The sequence below is a fragment of the Amycolatopsis tolypomycina genome, assembly GCF_900105945.1.
In the GTDB taxonomy this organism is placed as follows: Bacteria; Actinomycetota; Actinomycetes; order Mycobacteriales; family Pseudonocardiaceae; genus Amycolatopsis; species Amycolatopsis tolypomycina.
This window is the reverse complement of the sequence record NZ_FNSO01000004.1, coordinates 1727606-1745278: the sequence shown is the minus strand read 5'-3', so window position 1 is coordinate 1745278 and position 17673 is coordinate 1727606. Positions and strand designations below refer to the sequence as shown.

The 17673-nt window shown below is 70.7% G+C and carries 17 protein-coding genes; 8 read left to right on the top strand and 9 right to left on the bottom strand.

Annotated elements, in window-relative coordinates; translation table 11 throughout:
* Window positions 1-167 precede the first annotated feature (167 nt).
* Genes BLW76_RS18845 through BLW76_RS18830 form a run of 4 tightly spaced genes read right to left on the bottom strand, consistent with a single transcriptional unit; the run spans window position 168 to window position 4905 of the window.
* Complete coding sequence (locus BLW76_RS18845) at window positions 168-1868, bottom strand: amylo-alpha-1,6-glucosidase (RefSeq protein WP_091309118.1); 1701 nt, start codon at window positions 1866-1868, stop codon at window positions 168-170.
* A gap of 26 nt (window positions 1869-1894) precedes the next feature.
* Window positions 1895-2704, bottom strand: a complete 810-nt coding sequence (locus BLW76_RS18840; RefSeq protein WP_091319571.1) for a carbohydrate ABC transporter permease — start codon at window positions 2702-2704, stop codon at window positions 1895-1897.
* Window positions 2705-2718: 14 nt separating this feature from the next.
* The gene (locus BLW76_RS18835; protein WP_091309115.1) at window positions 2719-3666 is read right to left on the bottom strand and encodes a carbohydrate ABC transporter permease; all 948 of its coding nucleotides are present in this window, start codon (window positions 3664-3666) and stop codon (window positions 2719-2721) included.
* Window positions 3667-3675: 9 nt separating this feature from the next.
* Complete coding sequence (locus BLW76_RS18830; protein ID WP_091309113.1) at window positions 3676-4905, bottom strand: sugar ABC transporter substrate-binding protein; 1230 nt, start codon at window positions 4903-4905, stop codon at window positions 3676-3678.
* Window positions 4906-5064: 159 nt separating this feature from the next.
* Here BLW76_RS18830 and BLW76_RS18825 point away from each other — a divergent pair, with 159 nt between their 5' ends.
* Both BLW76_RS18825 and BLW76_RS48560 read left to right on the top strand, forming a co-directional pair.
* On the top strand, window positions 5065-6078 hold the full coding sequence (locus BLW76_RS18825) for a LacI family DNA-binding transcriptional regulator (RefSeq protein ID WP_091309111.1): 1014 nt from the start codon (window positions 5065-5067) through the stop codon (window positions 6076-6078).
* 132 nt (window positions 6079-6210) lie between these two features.
* On the top strand, window positions 6211-6357 hold the full coding sequence (locus tag BLW76_RS48560) for a hypothetical protein (RefSeq protein ID WP_167384651.1): 147 nt from the start codon (window positions 6211-6213) through the stop codon (window positions 6355-6357).
* Between the two features lie 10 nt (window positions 6358-6367).
* Here the strand turns inward: BLW76_RS48560 and BLW76_RS18820 are convergent, their stop codons facing one another.
* The 3 genes from BLW76_RS18820 to BLW76_RS18810 all read right to left on the bottom strand — a co-directional run bounded on the left by BLW76_RS18820 (window position 6368) and on the right by BLW76_RS18810 (window position 9907).
* Window positions 6368-7606, bottom strand: a complete 1239-nt coding sequence (locus BLW76_RS18820; protein WP_091309109.1) for a GDSL-type esterase/lipase family protein — start codon at window positions 7604-7606, stop codon at window positions 6368-6370.
* Window positions 7607-7712: 106 nt separating this feature from the next.
* The gene (locus tag BLW76_RS18815) at window positions 7713-9269 is read right to left on the bottom strand and encodes an alpha-L-arabinofuranosidase B (protein ID WP_091309106.1); all 1557 of its coding nucleotides are present in this window, start codon (window positions 9267-9269) and stop codon (window positions 7713-7715) included.
* Window positions 9270-9505: 236 nt separating this feature from the next.
* Entirely contained in the window at window positions 9506-9907 is a 402-nt protein-coding gene (locus BLW76_RS18810; protein WP_091309105.1) for a winged helix-turn-helix transcriptional regulator, read from the bottom strand.
* A gap of 120 nt (window positions 9908-10027) precedes the next feature.
* Between BLW76_RS18810 and BLW76_RS18805 the strand changes: the two genes are divergently transcribed.
* Window positions 10028-10885, top strand: a complete 858-nt coding sequence (locus tag BLW76_RS18805; RefSeq protein WP_091309102.1) for an SDR family oxidoreductase — start codon at window positions 10028-10030, stop codon at window positions 10883-10885.
* 84 nt (window positions 10886-10969) lie between these two features.
* Here the strand turns inward: BLW76_RS18805 and BLW76_RS18800 are convergent, their stop codons facing one another.
* Window positions 10970-11191, bottom strand: a complete 222-nt coding sequence (locus BLW76_RS18800; protein ID WP_208613331.1) for a hypothetical protein — start codon at window positions 11189-11191, stop codon at window positions 10970-10972.
* A 145-nt stretch (window positions 11192-11336) separates the two neighbouring features.
* On the opposite strand from BLW76_RS18800, the gene BLW76_RS18795 reads away from it, so the two are divergent.
* Both BLW76_RS18795 and glgX read left to right on the top strand, forming a co-directional pair.
* Window positions 11337-12203: a manganese catalase gene (locus tag BLW76_RS18795; RefSeq protein ID WP_091309100.1), complete on the top strand. Its 867-nt coding sequence runs from the start codon at window positions 11337-11339 to the stop codon at window positions 12201-12203.
* Window positions 12204-12348: 145 nt separating this feature from the next.
* Entirely contained in the window at window positions 12349-14532 is a 2184-nt protein-coding gene (gene glgX, locus BLW76_RS18790; RefSeq protein WP_091309098.1) for a glycogen debranching protein GlgX, read from the top strand.
* A 174-nt stretch (window positions 14533-14706) separates the two neighbouring features.
* Here glgX and BLW76_RS18785 read toward each other — a convergent pair whose 3' ends face one another.
* On the bottom strand, window positions 14707-15186 hold the full coding sequence (locus tag BLW76_RS18785; RefSeq protein WP_091309095.1) for a DUF4383 domain-containing protein: 480 nt from the start codon (window positions 15184-15186) through the stop codon (window positions 14707-14709).
* A gap of 192 nt (window positions 15187-15378) precedes the next feature.
* On the opposite strand from BLW76_RS18785, the gene BLW76_RS47810 reads away from it, so the two are divergent.
* The 3 genes from BLW76_RS47810 to BLW76_RS47805 are packed head-to-tail and all read left to right on the top strand — an operon-like array spanning window position 15379 to window position 17670.
* On the top strand, window positions 15379-15684 hold the full coding sequence (locus tag BLW76_RS47810) for a hypothetical protein (protein ID WP_143060641.1): 306 nt from the start codon (window positions 15379-15381) through the stop codon (window positions 15682-15684).
* Complete coding sequence (gene ctaD, locus BLW76_RS18780; RefSeq protein WP_091309094.1) at window positions 15681-17453, top strand: aa3-type cytochrome oxidase subunit I; 1773 nt, start codon at window positions 15681-15683, stop codon at window positions 17451-17453. The genes BLW76_RS47810 and ctaD overlap by 4 nt, the downstream gene beginning before the upstream one ends.
* Entirely contained in the window at window positions 17431-17670 is a 240-nt protein-coding gene (locus BLW76_RS47805; RefSeq protein WP_143060640.1) for a hypothetical protein, read from the top strand. The genes ctaD and BLW76_RS47805 overlap by 23 nt, the downstream gene beginning before the upstream one ends.
* The last annotated feature ends 3 nt before the right edge of the window (window positions 17671-17673 follow it).

Here is a 17673-nt window from a genome sequence, read left to right as displayed (position 1 = left end):
TGATTTACCCGCATTCGACCAGCATCGATCGGAGCGCGAACCACAATACTTCGATGAATTCGATCTGGCCGACGGTTTCGATTTCGTCGAATCGGGAAGCGTTTTCGCACACCACCGGGCGAGCCCGCGCAATGCGGCATTGTCGATGCGTTTCGACAGTTCCGGGCTCACGGCTCCGAGCGCGCTTCGGCCTCCGCGGCGAGCAGGAGGTACGCGGCAGCCGTCCACGTGTAGGCGCGGTCGCGCAGGCCGTCGCCGGTCAACGCGTCGAAGTTCTCGGCGAAACCGGACTTTTCGCACACCGCACGGAACCGGGCGCTGACGCGGTCGGCGAGGTCCGTCGCGCCGGCCCGGCGAAGGCCGTCTTCGACCAGCACGGTGACCGGCGCCCACACCGGCCCGCGCCAGTAGCCGTCGGCTTCGTAGAACGCCGACTCCGGCCGCTCGGTTGCCAACCCGATGTCCGTCAGGTGCGTCTCGAGCCCGGCGACGACCTTGTCCCGGACGTCCGCCGGCAGGTGTTCGCCGAGCACGATCGGCATCAGCTCGAGCAGGCTCGCGCCGGACTGCACGGCCCCGGTCGTGGCCGAGCGGCTGACGAACTTCGTGCCGTCCCACAGCTCGTCCAGCAGGGCCGCCTGCATGCTGTCCGCTTCGGCCGCCCACCGCGCGGCGGCGCCGGCGTCGCCCTGCCCGCCGGCCAGCACGGCGAGTTCCTTCAGCTGCAGCACCAGGAAGGCGGCCAGGTCGGGAGTCTGGACGAGCCGCCGCTGCGCGAACGGCGTCGCGTTGTCCCAGCCGCTGTCGTTGCCGTGTTCGTAGTGGGCGAACGGGCTGCCGGGCACCCGGCGGTGCTCGAGCCAGTACGTCGTCCACGCCGTCAGCTGCCGGTAGGCGAGCCCGGGTTCGGGCAGGCCGCCGGGCAGGCGGCCGCGCAGCCTGCTCAGCGCCCAGCCGTGGACGGGCGGCTTGACGAAGTTGCGCAGCACCTCGGCGTGGGTGATCGAGTCGGGCAGCGCGCCGCGGTCGTCCTGGTGGTCGAAGACGACCTGGAACTGGTGCCAGGCCAGCTCGGGCCGTCCGCCGGCGAGCGCGAGCGCGGTGAAGCAGTGGTCCCAGCTCCACACCTTGTCCATCCAGTGCTTCGACATCAGCACGGCCGGACGGCCGACGAACCCGGCGGGCGCCACGATGGCCGACCAGAGGACGTAACAGGCGAGCTCGGCGGCCGGCGTGCGCTCGCTGCGCCACGGCGCCACGGCGTCGGCGAACGCGGCGAACTCGGTCCGGGCCGCGGCGACCACGTCGTCGAAGGCCGACGCCGCCGCGTACGGCTCGCGGGTTCCGGGGAGCTCCTCGATCGCCACCTCCCAGGCGTCCCCGCCGACGACGACGGCGCGCTCGGCCGTACCGAGTGCTTCGGCGCCGACGTGCCGCGAGTGTCCGGAAAGGACGGTCACCCGGTAGCGGCAGCCGGTTTCGTAGGAGGTGAAGACGGCCGAACCGTCGATCGGGTCGGTGAAGAAGTACGTGCCGGTGAACGGGGTCAGCGTCGGCTCCGCCGCGCGGATCCGCAGGTCGAGACCCTGGCCGGCGATCCTGAGCGTCTCCGGTGCCGCGTACGCCGCGGTGATCCGCCGGGCGCCGGTGCCCCAGGTCAGTTCCGACGGCGTGGCGCCGGACACCACCGCCGCGCGCTCTCCGCCGCTTTCCGGAACCAGGGCCAGGACAGCGTGCATGCCGTGGCGGTGGGACACCAGGTGGAGGTCGTCGGCGTAGGTGGCTTCGGCCACCACCGGGGAGACGTCGAACCAGGATCCCGGGTGGCTGAACGGGATTTCCCGCAGCGAGAATTCGCCCGTGGGCACAGAGGTCGTCCTTTCCGAAGGGGGGCTCAGTCCTTGACGGCGCCCGCGGTCACGCCGGCGGCGACGAAGCGCTGCGCCAGCACCAGGAGCACGGCGGCGGGCACCGAGGCGACCACGGCCGTCGCCATGATGGAGTTCCACTCCTGGTTGTTGTTGCCGATGTAGCGGTAGATGCCCAGGGTCAGCGGCCGCATCGAGCCGCCGCCGTCGAGCGTCGCCGCGAAGACGAAGTCCGACCAGGCCCACAGGAACGAGAACAGGCCCGCGGTCACGACACCGTTGCGGCTGGCGGGCAGCACCACCGACCAGAACGCGCGGATCGCGCCCGCGCCGTCGATCGTGGCCGCCTGGAGGAGTTCGTCCGGCACCGAAGCCATGAACGAGGTGAGGATGAGCACGGCGAACGGCACCGCGATCGTCGAGTCGGCGAGGACCAGTCCCCATGCGGTGTTGGTGATGCCGAGCGAGACGTAGATGCCGTAGAAGCCCAGCGCCATGATGATGCCGGGGATCATCTGGGCGACCAGCAGCACGAACCCCAGCGCCCGGCCGCCGCGCGGGCGCAGCTTGGCCAGCGCGTACGCCGACGGCGCGGCCAGTGCCAGCGTCAGGGCCACCGTGCCGAGCGCGACGAACATGCTGGTGGCGAAGTACGGGAGCTGTTCGCGCAGCACCCGCTCGTAGCCCTCGAACGTCGGCGCGGCCGGGAACCAGTCGGGCGGCGACTTGCGCATCCGCCCGGCCGGCGTCAGCGACACGTTGACCATCCAGTAGACGGGGAACAGCATCACGGCGGTGAGGACCAGCCCCACCGCGGTGCGCCAGCGGCGGCGGATCACACTGCGCCCGATCACCCTGCCTCCTGCCTGCGCTGCGCGCGGATGTAGAGCAGCCCGGCGACCAGTGCCAGCAGGATGAGCACGTTGCCGACGGCCGCGCTGGGCCCGAACCGCGGCAGCAGGCTGCCGAACCCGAGCTGGTAGGACCAGGTGGCCAGGGTGCTCGACGACCCGCCGGGCCCGCCCTTGGTCATGATCCAGATGACGTCGAACACCTTCAGCGTGTAGACCAGCCCCAGCAGCAGGGTGATCGCCGAAACCGGCCGCAGCAGCGGGAAGGTGACGTGGCGGAAGCGCTGCCACGCGCCGGCGCCGTCGAGCGAGGCCGCCTCGTAGACCTCGGCCGGGATGTTCTGCAGGCCGCTGTGCAGCACGACGAGGTTGAACGGCACGCCGATCCAGATGTTGGCGACGATCACCGAGACCAGGGACCACGACGGCGACGTCAGCCAGTCGATCCGGCCGGCGCCGAACCAGCCCAGCACGGCGTTGACCACGCCGGATTCGCTGTTGAGCAGCCACGCCCACGTCGACCCCGAGACGATCAGCGGCAGCAGCCAGGGCACGAGGAACAGCGCCCGCAGCGTCGGGCCCAGGCGGAAGTGCCGGGCGAAGAACACCGCCATCGCCAGGCCGATGCCGTACTGGAAGAGCAGCGACGCGGCGGTGAAGACGACCGTGTTGAGCAGCGCCGTGCGGAACGTCGGATCGGTGAAGACGGCTGCGTAGTTGTCGAACCAGACGAGCGGCGCCCCGCCGTGCACGAAGGTGCGGACGGTGTAGTTGCGCAGGCTGAGGTCGATGTTCGTGAGCAGCGGATAGCCGTAGCACAGCAGGAGGTAGGCGACGAGCGGCGCGAGGAACGCCCACGCGAGGAGCTGCTGACGGCGGCGCCGCCCGGCCCGCCCGGGCGCTCGCGCGGCCGGACGGGCGGTGACCGGCTGACGGGTGTCCAGCACGAGCGGTGCCTACTTCGCCGACGCGGCGGTCGCCTGCGCGGCCGCGAGCGCGGCGTCCGGCGCCTTCGCTCCGGTGAGCGCGGCCTGCACGGCGCCCCAGAGCGGTTCGGAGATCCGCGGGTACCGGGTGCCGAGGTTGTCGCCGGTGCGGCCCTTCGCGACCTTGACCGCGTCGACCCACACCTTCAGGTCCGGCTGCGCGGCAACCTGCTTCTCCTGCACGGACGGCACGGCGGAGACGTAGGTCAGTGCGGTGTCGGAGTCGAGCACGTTCGCCGGGCTGGTCAGGCAGGAGGCGATCCGGCCCGCGGTCTTCTCGGCGTCCGGGCTGCTCTGGGCGGGCACCGTGACGAACTCGCCACCGGTCGGCGCCGGGGCCGGTCCCCCGGTGCGCGCCGGGATCGCCAGCACGCCGTAGTCGAAGCCGGCCGTCTTCGCCTTCTGGAGCTGCCAGGTGCCGTTCTCGGCGAAGGCGTACTCGCCCGTCGCGAACTCCTGCCAGCTGGTGGTCTGCGTGTTGCCGATCACCGAGTTGGGGGCGTAGCCCTTGTCCAGCCACGACTTCCACTGCGCGAGCGCGGCGACGGCGTCGGCCGAGGCCAGGTCGGTCAGGTTCGCGCCCGAGCCCCAGAACCACGGCAGGAACTGGAAGCTGCCTTCCTCGGTGCCGATGGCGGAGAACGTGATGCCCTTCTTGCCCGCGGCGTGCACCTTGGCCAGCGCCGCGTCGAGAGTCGCCCAGTCCTTCACCGATGCCGGGTCGACGCCGGCCGCGGTCAGCACGGCCTTGTTGTAGTAGAGGGCGAGCGTGTTCGCCCCGATCGGCACGCCGTAGGCCTGGCCCTTGACGTCGCCGGCGGCGAGCAGGTTGGGCGCGACCTGCGTGGCGTCGAGCCCGGTGTCCGCATTGGACTTCAGCACCCCGCCCTCGGCGAGGGTGGAGACGACGGGGTTGTCGACGACGAGGACGTTCGGCGCGGTGTTCTGCTGGGCGGCGAGCAGCACCTTGTTCGTGAGGTCGGTCGTGTCGAACGCCTGCCGCGCGATCTTGACCCCGGCGTCGGCACCGCACTTGTCGACGACCTTCGCCCACGCGGAGCTCGCGTCGAACTGCGGGTACGGGTCCCAGACGGTGAAGGTGCCGCCGGCCGCGCCGGGCGCCGTCCCGGAGGAGCAGGCGGCCAGCGTCGTCGCGGCGACGGCCACCGCCAGCAGCCGGACGAGGGGGTGACGCTTCATGGGAGGTCCTTCCGGTCGGCATCGGCGACGACGGGCCCGAGATCATCGAACCGGTTCGATGCGGGCGAGCGGCGTCACCGTAAACCGCGAAGGCACTCCTGCGCAATACTGCGTGTACTACGATCGAACCGGTTCTCAAGCACCGGGGTCAGGAGTGGCATGAACATCGGGGAGATCGCGCGCCGCGCCGGGGTTTCGCGCAGCACGGTGTCGTACGCGCTGAGCGGCAAGCGCCCGGTGTCGGCGGCCACCGTGCAGCGCATCAACGACGTGATCAGCGAGCTCGGCTACCGGCCCAACGCCAGTGCCCGAGCCCTCGCCGAGGGCCGCACGCGCACGCTGGGCCTGGTCGTCCCGCCGGCCAGCCGCCGCCTGACGGACGTCCAGCTGGGCTTCGTCGGCAGCGTGGTCGACGCGGCGGCGGCCCACGACCTCGACGTCCTGCTGTCTCCCAGCGGCGGCGACCACGACCGGTCGTTCGAGCGCATCGTGACCGGGCGGCGGGTGGACGGGGTGATCCTGATGGAGATCCTGCTCGAGGACCCCCGCGTCGAGCGGCTGAGCCAGGCGAGCCTCCCGTTCGTGACGATCGGCCACGTGGAGCACCCGGGCGCGTCCTGGTGGGTCGACGTCGACTACGGGGCGTTGATCACGCGCTGCGTCCACCACCTGGCGGACCTCGGCCACGAAGAGGTGGTGCTGATCAACCGTTCGGCCGAGCTGGTGGCGGCGGGCTACGGCCCGGCCCTCCGGTCGGCCACCGGCTTCCTCGACGCCACGGAGGCCCGCGGCCTGACGGCCCGGACGGTGTGCTGCGCGGACGACGCGGCGGCGGGCCTGGCGTGCTTCGAGCAGATCCGGACGCAGTGGCCTTCGGTGACGGCGGCGGTGACGATCAACGAGGCGGCGTTGCCGGGCGTGCAGCGCGCCCTGCACCGGGCAGGCCTGGAGGTGCCGCGCGACTTTTCGCTGACGGGCGTGATCGCCGAGCGCCTGGCGGAGGACTTCCACCCCCCGCTGACGGCGGCGGACGTCCCGGCGGTGGAGCTGGGGAGGCTGGCAGTGGACCTGCTGCTGGCGCAGATCGCGGACGCGGGTGCGGAGCCGCGGAACGCGTTGCTGGAGCCGCCGATCTCCCTGCGGTCGAGCACGGGCGCCCGGCGCCAGGGGTGACCGGGGCCGGCCGTTGGTCGAACCGGTTCGACCAACGGCCCGGCCCGCTGACCTGGGCCCCCGCCGGTTTCGGATTTCGGCGGCGCGGGAAATCCGGAACGCGGGGAGCCCACCGAACTCGTGGAGGCCTCGATGTCACCCATCGACCACCTGATCGTCACCGTCATCGGCCGCCGCCGGGCGCGGGCCCGCGACACACGGCCCGCCCCGGCGCCGGATGGCCGGCGGCAGCCGCAGCCGCCGGCCGAGCCGCGTCCCGTGCAGTCCGGCACCGCCTGACGGCCGGCGTTCAGCGGGCGAACACCTTCAGGTCGATCGAATCGCCCAGGACGCGGTCGCCTGCCGCGTTCGGGTGGTAGCAGTCGGAGCGCCAGTCCGCGCGGATCACCGTCGGGTCGGCCGGGTCGCGCAGCACGGCGTCGAAGTCGAGCACCGAGTCGAACGTCCCCGACGTGCGGATCCACTCGTTCACCGCGAGCCGCGCCTGTTCCTTGGGGCCGCCGGCCGCGTTGCACATCGGCAGGACCGTCGCGCCGACGATCCGGCGGCCCGACGCGTGCACCCGCCTGGCGATGGTGCGCATGGCGTCGATGACCTGCGTGGCCGGCGCGGGGGCCGCGTTGTCGCCGCCGCCCAGGTCGTTCGTGCCCTCCAGCAGCAGGACGTACCGCACGCCGGGCAGCGAGAGCACGTCCCGGTCGAGCCGCAGCGGCGCGGGCGGGCCGCAGCACTGGCCGGTGGGGTCGTACGGGTTCGGCTGGACGCTGACGGTGTTGCCGCTGATCCCGGCGTTCGCCACCGACAGCCGCCGTGACGGCGGGAGCTGCCCGATGCGTTCGGCGAGCACGTCGGTCCAGCGCGGGCCGCCGCCGAAGGCGTTGTAGCCGTCGGTGATCGAGTCACCGAGGGCGACGATCGTGCCGCGCGCGGACGACACGGCGCTGATCGCGTCCGCCCACCACAGGACCCCGGGCGCGAAGGGCCCGAACGCGCTCCCCGACTCGTTCGCGCCGGCGTCACCGGGCCCGGCCGAGGTGAACGACCCCGGCGTGTACTGCTCCGGCGGCGGGAAGGTGTGGTCGTTGACCGGCGCCCCCGGCGCGTAGACGCTCACCGCGACGTGGTCGCCGCGGCGGACCGACAGCGGCAGCGGGTCGGTCCACGCACTCGCGCCGGGCGGGATCGTCACGGCGTGCCGGAAGCCGAAGGTGGCCCGCCGGTTCGACCCCGGCACCAGGGCGGGCGAATTCGTCGACGGCTGCTTGCCGACCCACACCGACCGCACGGTCATCGCGGTGCTGCCGAAGGGGTTGCTCAGCCGGACCCGCAGCGCCGTCCCGGTCGCCGTCACGGTGAGCACGTTGCGGACGGTGACGTCGGGGGAAGTGCCGTGCACGCCCTGCAGCGCCGACTCGGTCAGGGTGACCGTGCCCGGTGGCGCCCCGCCCGACGGCGAGGCTTCCGCCAGCGCCGGGCTCAGCAGCGACGCGGAAACGGCCAGGACCACAGCGGTTCGGCGGAAACGCATCCGGGTGTCCTTTCGACGAGGGACCGGTAGCCAAGGCTACGGCCGCCCGGGCGGCCGGGAAAGCGCTGTCACGCGCCGGGCGCCGGGCGCGTGACAGCTGTTCCGATCAGGAAGCCCACGGTGAACTGACGAGCCAGCTCACGTCGTCGCTGTAGGCATTGGCGTTGTCGAACGTGTTCGACCCGCCGTTGGCGGCGATGTAGACGACGTTGTCGTAGTGGCGGACGTACCGGTCGGCGAAGTTGAGCGACCTGAGCGAGACACCCTGGCCGTTGCGGCCGGCCTCCGGGCAGAACGTCGCGTCCTGGGCGAACAGCGCGCTCCCGTCGTTGGCCTGCAGGTACATGCGGTAGTTCTGGTGCCGCAGGTACTGCCCGGGGACGTTCTTCGACTCGAACGACACGCACGAGCCGCTGCCGAGTCCGGTTCGGACGGTCCAGGACGCGTTGCCCTTCTCCGTGGCGGAACTCCCGCTCCCGACGACCACGCTGTCCACAGTGGATCCGGTGTGGTGGACGTAGCGATCGGTGTAGCCGGGGGTGGTGGCGCGCAGCGAGACGGACGTGCCCGGCGTCAGGCCGGTGCCCGCGGAGCTCGTCGCGTAACCGGCCGCGGTGATGTTGGCCTGCACGGCGTTCTCCGTGGCGTCCGACGGGTACCCGGACGTCATCACGCCTTCGTAGAAGGTGCCGCGGGCGCCGATGCTGTTGTCACCGCCGATGCCCAGGATGATGGCGCCTTCCTTCTTCATCGGGTTGTAGCCCGCGACGTTCGGGCGCACGCCGTCGTAGAAGGTCGACACGCCACCGGACTGGGCGTTGCCGCCGCGGATGGCCCACCGGTTGGGGCCGCCCTTGACGATGGCGGTCAGGAAGCGGTGGCTGATGCTGGGGTCGTTGGCGTTGTAGCGCTGGTTCACGCCGGAGAAGAGGCCGTTCTCGAGGTCGGCCATGATCCACGGGCCGTTGCCCGCGCCGTAGCCCCACGTCTTGCTGTTGCCGAAGTAGATGGCTTCCATCGTGCCGTTGCCGTTGTCCCGGCTGTTGCGCTCGGCGTTGCCGTAGTCGAAGCAGCAGCCGCCGTTGTAGTGCGTGCCGTCGAGGATGGCGTACATGCCTTCCGGCTGGTCGCCGGTCGCGGTCCCGGTGGCGTTGTTGTTGCGGTAACCGGTTCCGGGTGCCACGTAGACGCCGTAGGCCTTGTGGCCGCCGACGGTGATCGGGGCCGCGGTCGCGTTGGCGAGGTTGTCGTACCCGCCCGCGGCCGGCCCCTGAAACCCGCCCGGCGGAGCCTGGGTGAGGCGGTTGTTCCGGCCGGACTGGTCGTAGATGACCGTGATGAGGCAGGTGGTGCCCGCGCAGAACGTATCCTGCGTCGCGGCGTTGGCCACACCACCCGCGGCCAGGGGCGCGATGTCGCGGGTGGTGTTGTCGGACGCGCGCCGGACCTGGTACAGCGGACCGGTGTAGGCACCGTACAGGGCGCGGGTCGTGGAATGCGCGGCGACGCACGGGGTGCCGCCTGCCGCGTAGATGTCGCACGGCCCCTGGGTGGCCGCCTGGGACGTCCCGCCGCCGGCGACGAGGCCGGTGACGAGCGCGCCGGTGGCGATCAGGCTCGCCGCGAGGGCGCGGGGACGGAGGGTTCTCGGCTGTCGTGCCATGGTGATCTCCCGCTGGGGTACGGAAATCGTCGAATCGACAGGGGCGCGGGCCGGCGACGGTGCCAACCTCCTCCTCGATCACCGACCCACCGGAACGGCACAAGCGGAGTGATTGTGAGCGCTAACATAACTCCCGGGTCAGCCCGGCGCAACGGCCGGTTCCGGTGTCCGATTTTTTCGACGCTTTCGAGATCGCCTTGCACCGCAAGGGTTTCAGCCGAACAGCGGAACGGTTCTCACGCGCCCGCGGCTTTGGCGGCGTCGTAGCGCGCCTGGGCCGCCACGACGTCGGGCACGGCAGCCTCGAGAACCTCGATCAACCCCATCAGCCGTTGTGCCACCCGCTGCCCGGCCGGCGTGAGGCTGTATTCGACGTGCGGCGGGATCGTCGGCCGCGCTTCGCGGTGCACGAAGCCGTCGCGCTCGAGCGCCTGCAGCGTCTGGGCGAGCATCTTCTCGCTGACGCCCTGCACCCGGCGGCGCAGCGCGTTGAACCGGAACACGCCGTCGTTGAGCGCGACGAGCGCCAGCACTCCCCAGCGGCCGGTCACGTGCTCCAGCACGGCACGGGACGCGCACGCGGCACTGAACACGTCGGCGACCAGGGCCTCGTGCTCGGCGTCAGCTTGTCCATCCACAACCCGGATACTACCTGAGAGTTCGCACGATGGATGTGACAGCACTAACAATGAGTTGGTACTTTCTAAAAGTTAGTACATCCTTCAGGGACCAGGTACTTGAACATTCAAGGAGTCGTCATGATCGTCGTCACCGGCGCCACCGGCCACCTCGGCAAGCTCGTCGTCGAAGGCCTGCTCGAGAAACTGCCCGCCGACCAGGTCGTCGCCGCGGTGCGCACGCCAGAGAAGGCGGCCGGCCTGGCCGAACGCGGGGTCGACGTCCGCCGCGCGGACTACGCCGACCCCGAGAGCCTGGTCGCCGCGTTCAAGGGGGCCGACAAGGTGCTGCTGGTCTCCAGCAGCGAAGTCGGCCAGCGCGTCGCCCAGCACCAGGCGGTCGTCGACGCGGCCAAGCAGGCCGGTGTCGGCCACCTCGTCTACACGAGCGCCCCGCAGGCGACGACGTCGGCGCTCGTGCTGGCCCCGGAGCACAAGGCGACCGAGGAGCTGATCCAGGCATCCGGCCTGACCGCCACGATCCTGCGCAACAACTGGTACAACGAGAACTACCTCGAGACGATCAAGCAGGCCGTCGCCACCGGCAGCTTCGCCGGCAGCGCCGGTGAGGGCCGGGTCGCCAGCGCCACCCGCGCCGACTACGCCGCGGCCGCGGTCGCCGTGCTGACCGGCGAAGGCCACGAAGGCAAGATCTACGAACTCGCCGGGGACGTCGCGTGGTCGAACGCGGAGCTCGCCGCCGAGATCGGCAAGGCCACCGGCCGCGAGACCACCTACGCCGACCTGCCGGCCGACGAGCACGCCAAGGTGCTCACCCAGGCCGGTCTGCCGGAGCCGGTCGTCGGCATGCTCGTGGGGATCGACGCCGGCATCAAGGACGGCCTGCTCGCCGAGACCACGGGCGACCTCCGCGCCCTCATCGGCCGGCCGAGCACGCCGATCGGCGTCACCGTGGCCGAGGTCGCCGGCACGCTCTGAACCACCACCCGGCGAGGTTCGAACGTCATGAAAGGGTCGTTCATGACGCCCGACGTCATGAACGACCCTTTCAGTGCATCGGTGTCACAGCGGACGGCCGGGCTTCCGCTGCGAAACGCTGTTCTCCCGCAACGGCGGCTGCCACACCCGGGGGCCCGGGGATTCGCCGTCGTCGCCCGGCTGGTCGAGCGGGTCGGTCCCGTTCTGCCAGCGAGCCCAGTGCGCCGCGCACATCCTCCGCCAGAGGGCCGGCTCGTCGCACTGGTACCGCCGGCAGGTCGGCACCCGCTCCCGGTGATCGCTCACGTATTCGCTCCACTCGCCATCGAACGTTCCGCGTTCAACTACCACAGCGACGGTGGCGTTGTCGATCCTCCGCTCCGCCGTGGTTAACCCTCCGCTAACCGGGAAAGCCCCCTCCGACCCCATCCCGGACGACGGAGGGAATCCCGTGTTCCGTCACACGAAGCTGCTGCAGTTCGAAGCCAAGCCCGAAAAGCCCGACCCCGTCTACGCCCACAAGCTCCAGGAGCTCATCGGCGGCGCGTTCGGCGAAATGACCGTCACGATGCAGTACCTGTTCCAGGGCTGGAACTGCCGCATCGAAGGCAAGTACAAAGACCTGATCATGGACACCGCGACCGAAGAGATCGGGCACGTCGAAATGCTCGCCACCATGGTCGCGCGCCTGCTCGAAGGGGCACCCGCGACCGCCACCGCCGAGTCCGTCAAGGACCCGGTGATGGCCGCGGTGATCGGCGGGATGGACGTCCAGCAGGCGATCGTCGCCGGCGGCGGCGCCCTGCCCGCCGACAGCAACGGCACCCCGTGGAACGGCAAGTACATCGTCGCCTCCGGCAACCTGCTCGCCGACTTCCGCGCCAACGCCGCCGCCGAAGCACAGGGCCGGCTGCAGACCGCACGGCTGTACAACATGACCGACGACCCCGGAGTCAAGGCCATGCTCCAGTTCAACCTCGCCCGCGACACCGTCCACCAGAAGCAGTGGCTGGCCGCGATCGAAGAGCTCAAGGCCGACGGCCTCGAGGACGACATCGCCCCCAACGCCCTGCTCGACGAAGAAGACCAGACCCACAACCACACCATCTGGCACCTCTCCGACGGCCCCGACGGCGCCAAAGGCACCAGCTGGACCACCGACGCCGGCATCGAATACCTCATGGACCCCGAACCCCTCGGCGGCCCCGGCACAGCGCCGAAGCCCGACCCCGCGCTGTACGGGACCTACGCGCCGCTGCAGGACGCGAAGGGCACGGCCAAGGGCAAAGCCAAGGACGTCAAGAACAAGCTGACCTGACCCCACCGGCGATCGGCGCGCGACCGTTGAACACACAGCGGTCACGCGCCGGTGGTGCGTCCGGGTGAGGAGGGCGACGTCACGGTGTCCGGGGTCGCCCGGCTGGGTATCCCGGCCGGAGATCCCTCGCACCTCTGGAGGCCCAGTGCAGCCCTGGCCCGGTTCCCCCTACCCGCTCGGAGCCGATTACGACGGTGTCGGCACCAACTTCGCGCTCTTCTCCGAGGTCGCCGACCGCGTCGACCTGTGCCTGTTCGCCCCGGACGGAACCGAGACCCGGATCCGGCTGCCGGAGGTCGACGGCTTCGTCCACCACGGCTACCTGACCGGCATCGGTCCCGGCCAGGAGTACGGCTTCCGCGTCCACGGGCCGCACGACCCCGCCCGCGGCTTGCGGTGCAACCCCGCCAAGCTGCTGCTCGACCCGTACGCCAAGGCCGTCACCGGCCGGGTGGACTGGGACGAATCCGTGTTCGGCTACCGGTTCGGCCGTCCCGGCGAGCGCAACGACGACGACTCCGCGGCGCACACCGTCCGCGCGGTCGTCGTCAACCCGTACTTCGACTGGGCCAACGACCGGCCGCCGAACGTGCCGTACAACGAGAGCGTCATCTACGAGGCCCACGTCCGCGGGCTGACCAAGCTGCACCCGGACATCCCGGAGGAGCTGCGGGGGACGTACTCCGGCCTGGCGCACCCGGTGATGGTCGAGTACCTCAAGACGCTCGGCGTGACCGCCGTCGAACTGATGCCGGTCCACCAGTTCCTGCACGACCACGCCCTCACCGAGCGCGGCCTGGCCAACTACTGGGGCTACAACACGATCGCCTTCTTCGCGCCGCACAACGGATACGCGGCGTCGATCCTGCCCGCGACACCGGGCAGCGAGGTGCACGAGTTCAAGGCGATGGTGCGGACGCTGCACGAGGCGGGCATCGAGGTCATCCTCGACGTCGTCTACAACCACACGGCCGAGGGCAACCACCTCGGGCCGACACTGTCCATGCGCGGCATCGACAACCAGGCCTACTACCGGCTGGTCGAGAACGACCCGCAGTACTACATGGACTACACCGGCACCGGCAACTCGCTCAACGTGCGCCAGCCGCACACGCTGCAGCTGATCATGGACTCACTGCGGTACTGGGTGACGGAGATGCACGTCGACGGCTTCCGGTTCGACCTCGCCGCCACGCTCGCCCGCGAGTTCTACGACGTCGACCGGCTGGCCACGTTCTTCGACCTCGTGCAGCAGGACCCGGTGGTGAGCCAGGTGAAGCTGATCGCCGAGCCGTGGGACGTCGGCCCCGGCGGCTACCAGGTCGGCAACTTCCCGCCGCTGTGGACCGAGTGGAACGGCGCCTACCGGGACACCGTCCGCGACTTCTGGCGCGGCGAGCCGTCGACGCTGGGCGAGTTCGCGAGCCGGATCACCGGCTCGTCGGACCTCTACCAGAACGACGGCCGCCGCCCGTTCGCGTCGATCAACTTCGTCACCGCGCACGACGGCTTCACGCTGAACGACCTGGTGTCCTACAACGAAAAGCACAACGAGGCCAACGGCGAGGACGGCCGCGACGGCGCCGACGACAACCGCTCGTGGAACTGCGGCGCGGAGGGCCCGACCGAGGACGAGAAGGTCCTCGACCTCCGGGCCCGCCAGCGCCGCAACATGATCGCGACGCTGCTGCTGTCCCAGGGCGTCCCGATGCTCCTGCACGGCGACGAGCTCGGCCGCACCCAGCAGGGCAACAACAACGCCTACTGCCAGGACAACGAGCTGTCCTGGGTGGACTGGTCACAGCTGGAGCACAACAGGGAGCTGTTCGAGTTCACCGCGGCGGTGGTGGACCTGCGCCACCAGCACCCGGTGTTCCGCCGCCGCCGGTTCTTCGCCGGCCGCCCCATCCGCCGCGGCGACGAGCTGCGCGACATCGCCTGGTTCACCCCGGCGGGCGACGAGATGACCGACCAGGACTGGGAGGCCGGCTTCGGCCGCAGCATCATGGTCTTCCTGAACGGCACGGCGATCCCGGACCTGGACGCCCGCGGCGAGCGCGTGGTGGACGACTCGTTCCTGCTGTGCTTCAACGCCCACGACGACGACATCGAGATGACGGTCCCCGACGGCGGCTACGGCGAGGAGTGGGCGATCGTGCTCGACACCGCGACGGGCGAGGTGTTCCACCGGTCGGTCGGCGGCGTCCTGGTCGGCGGCGTGGCGGGCGACCAGCTGGCGACGCCGCGCACGGTGCCGGGCCAGGGAACGCTCGTGGTCGGCGGCCGGTCGCTGACCGTGTTGCTGCGCACCAAGGAGCAGGAGGGGTAACGGCGGACACGCGGGGTAGCCGGGTCGCGGCGGCAAGCGACCCGGCTCCCGCGTGAACGAGAGGCGCGGATCACCGAGGACTCGCCGCCGCACCGGCACGCCTGGACCACGGTCGCCGAGGCCGCTCCCGACGTCGGCGGGCCATGGACCCGGTGACCACGCCGTGCGTGGTGGTCAGCCGAGGCCGGGGCCCCGGGTGGCGTGCGGCCCCGGACCGGCGGTGCGGTCCGCGCGGCCGGTGAGCAGGCCGAGGGCGATCATGCCGACGCCCAGGCCCAGGTGCAGCCAGTTGTCCGCGGTGTTCACGGGCACGAAGTTCGCGTCGCTGCCGTGGTCGATCAGCAGCCCGTAGAGCCAGAGCACGAGGTACACGGCTCCCCCGGCGATGAGGAACAGCCGGGCGCCGCGCGGGGTGCGGGCCGAGGCGAGGCCCACGACACCGAACAGCAGGTGGACGATGTTGTGCAGCACCGAGACCATGAACACGCCGAGCAGCATGGCCATCGAGTCGTGGCCGGCGAAGCTCAGCTGGTCGTAGTCCGTCGTGATGCCCGGGACGAAGCCGAGCACGCCGACCAGCAGGAAAACGACCGCTACGACCGCGGCGGCGACCTGAACCGGGGTCCTGGTGCGGGTGGGGGAAGCGGTGGACATGGCGGTTCCTTTCGGCGATCGCGCCGCGGCCGGCAGCCAGGTGGCCCGGTCGGTGATCGGCGCTACGCCGGACGGCATACCCGGCGGGACCGGTGTCAATCACCGGACCGGGTCTCACTCCGGTTGCGAACACCGGCCGGTCGTGGCGGTGTGTCCGGCCGCAATCCGGGAAGCCGGGCCTCTCGACCCGGCATGAAGCGGCCGACAGCACTCGCGGTGGCGGGCACCGCCGCGGCGCGGCGGAAGTCCCCGCCGCCGGACCGCCGGCTCGGCGTGGCCGTCAACCTGCCCCGGGACGAGGTCGGGCGCGACCCGCAGGTGCGGCCCGCGCCCGGCGGCCGCGGCACGGAACTGGCGGCCGGAGCACAAGAAGGACGACTGCCTGCGCGCCGTCCTGCACCCGGGTGGCTGATTCCCGTCCCGCGCGTGTATCCGCGCCCGGTGCGGGTACGCGCGCGGGACCAGCTCGTTTTCCGGCAGCAGGTGGGAGTCCGATGACCGACACGGTGACGCGCCCGGCCCCGATCCCCCACCGCCCGGTGTGGCGGGGACCGCGCGGCGCGACGATCCTCAAGACGCTCCGCACCACCGACCACAAGACGATCGGCGTGCTGTACCTGACGACGTCGTTCGGGTTCTTCCTGATCGGCGGCCTGACGGCGTTGCTGATGCGGGGCGAGCTGGCCCGGCCCGGCCTGCAATTCCTGTCGCCGGAGCAGTACAACCAGCTGTTCACCATGCACGGCACGATCATGCTGCTGCTCTACGCCACGCCGAACCTGTTCGGGTTCGCCAACTTCGTGCTGCCGCTGCAGATCGGCTCGCCGGACGTGGCGTTCCCCCGGCTCAACGCGTTCTCCTACTGGCTCTACCTCTTCGGCGGGCTGATCGTGCTGTCGGGCTACATCACCCCCGGCGGCCCGCCCGACTTCGGCTGGACCGCCTACACGCCGCTGTCCAACGCCATCCACTCCCCCGGCGTCGGCGGCGACCTGTGGATCGCGGGGCTGATCGTCACCGGTCTCGGCACGATCCTCGGCGCGGTCAACATGGTCACGACCGTGGTGTGCCTGCGCTGTCCCGGGATGCTCATGTGGCGGATGCCGATCTTCACCTGGAACATCCTGTTCACCTCGGTGCTGATCCTGCTCGCGTTCCCGATCCTCACCGCGGCGCTGTTCGGCCTGCTGGCGGACCGGCACCTCGGCGCGCACGTGTTCGACCCGGAGAACGGCGGCGCGATCCTGTGGCAGCACCTGTTCTGGTTCTTCGGCCATCCCGAGGTCTACGTGGTCGCGTTGCCGTACTTCGGGATCGTCACCGAGATCATCCCCGTGTTCAGCCGAAAACCCTTGTTCGGCTACAAGACGATGGTGTTCGCGACGCTCGGCATCACCGCGCTGTCGGTGGCGGTGTGGGCGCACCACATGTTCGCCACCGGCGCGGTGCTGCTGCCGTTCTTCTCGTTCATGACGTTCCTGATCGCGGTGCCGACCGGGATCAAGTTCTTCAACTGGATCGGCACGATGTGGAAGGGGCAGCTGACGTTCGAGTCGCCGATGCTGTGGTCGGTCGGCTTCCTCGTGACGTTCCTGCTCGGCGGCCTGACCGGGATCATCCTCGCGTCACCGCCGCTGGACTTCCACGTCCACGACAGCTACTTCGTCGTCGCCCACTTCCACTACGTGCTCTTCGGCACGATCGTGTTCGCGACGTTCGCCGGCATCTACTTCTGGTTCCCCAAGATCACCGGCCGGATGCTCGACGAGGGACTGGCGAAGTGGCACTTCTGGACGACGTTCTCCGGGTTCCACATCACGTTCCTCATCCAGCACTGGCTCGGCGACGCGGGCATGCCGCGCCGCTACGCCGACTATCTCTCCAGCGACCAGTTCACGATCATGCACACGGTGTCCACGATCGGCGCGTTCGTGCTGGGCCTGTCGGTGCTGCCGTTCATCTGGAACGTCTTCAAGAGCTACCGCTACGGCGAGCCCGTCGGCGTCGACGATCCCTGGGGCTACGGCAATTCCCTCGAGTGGGCGACGACCAGCCCACCGCCCCGGCACAACTTCACGGAGCTGCCGAGGATCCGCTCCGAGCGGCCCGCGTTCGAGCTGCACTACCCGCACATGGTCGAGCGGATGCGCGCGGAAGGCCACATCACCCGCGGCCACCCCGGCAACGCACCGTCGCCGTTCGAGGTCGCCGCGGGCGCCACCCAGCCCGACGAGCAGGGCGGAAGTGACGACCCCCGCGGCCGCTGACCCGGGCCGGCCACTGGCAGCGTGGGAACGACGACGGCTGCGCGCCATCGAGCGAGGCCTGCGAGCGGGTGCCCGAGCTCGGCTGGCGGCCTGCCTGAGCCTGGACGCTCTCACGCTGGTGCTGCTGGCGGCGGGGATCTTCTGGGCACTGCCCTGGCTGTTCGCGGCGTGCGTCGCCGGCAACCTCGCCGTCTGCCTCCACCTCGGGCGGCGGTGAGCG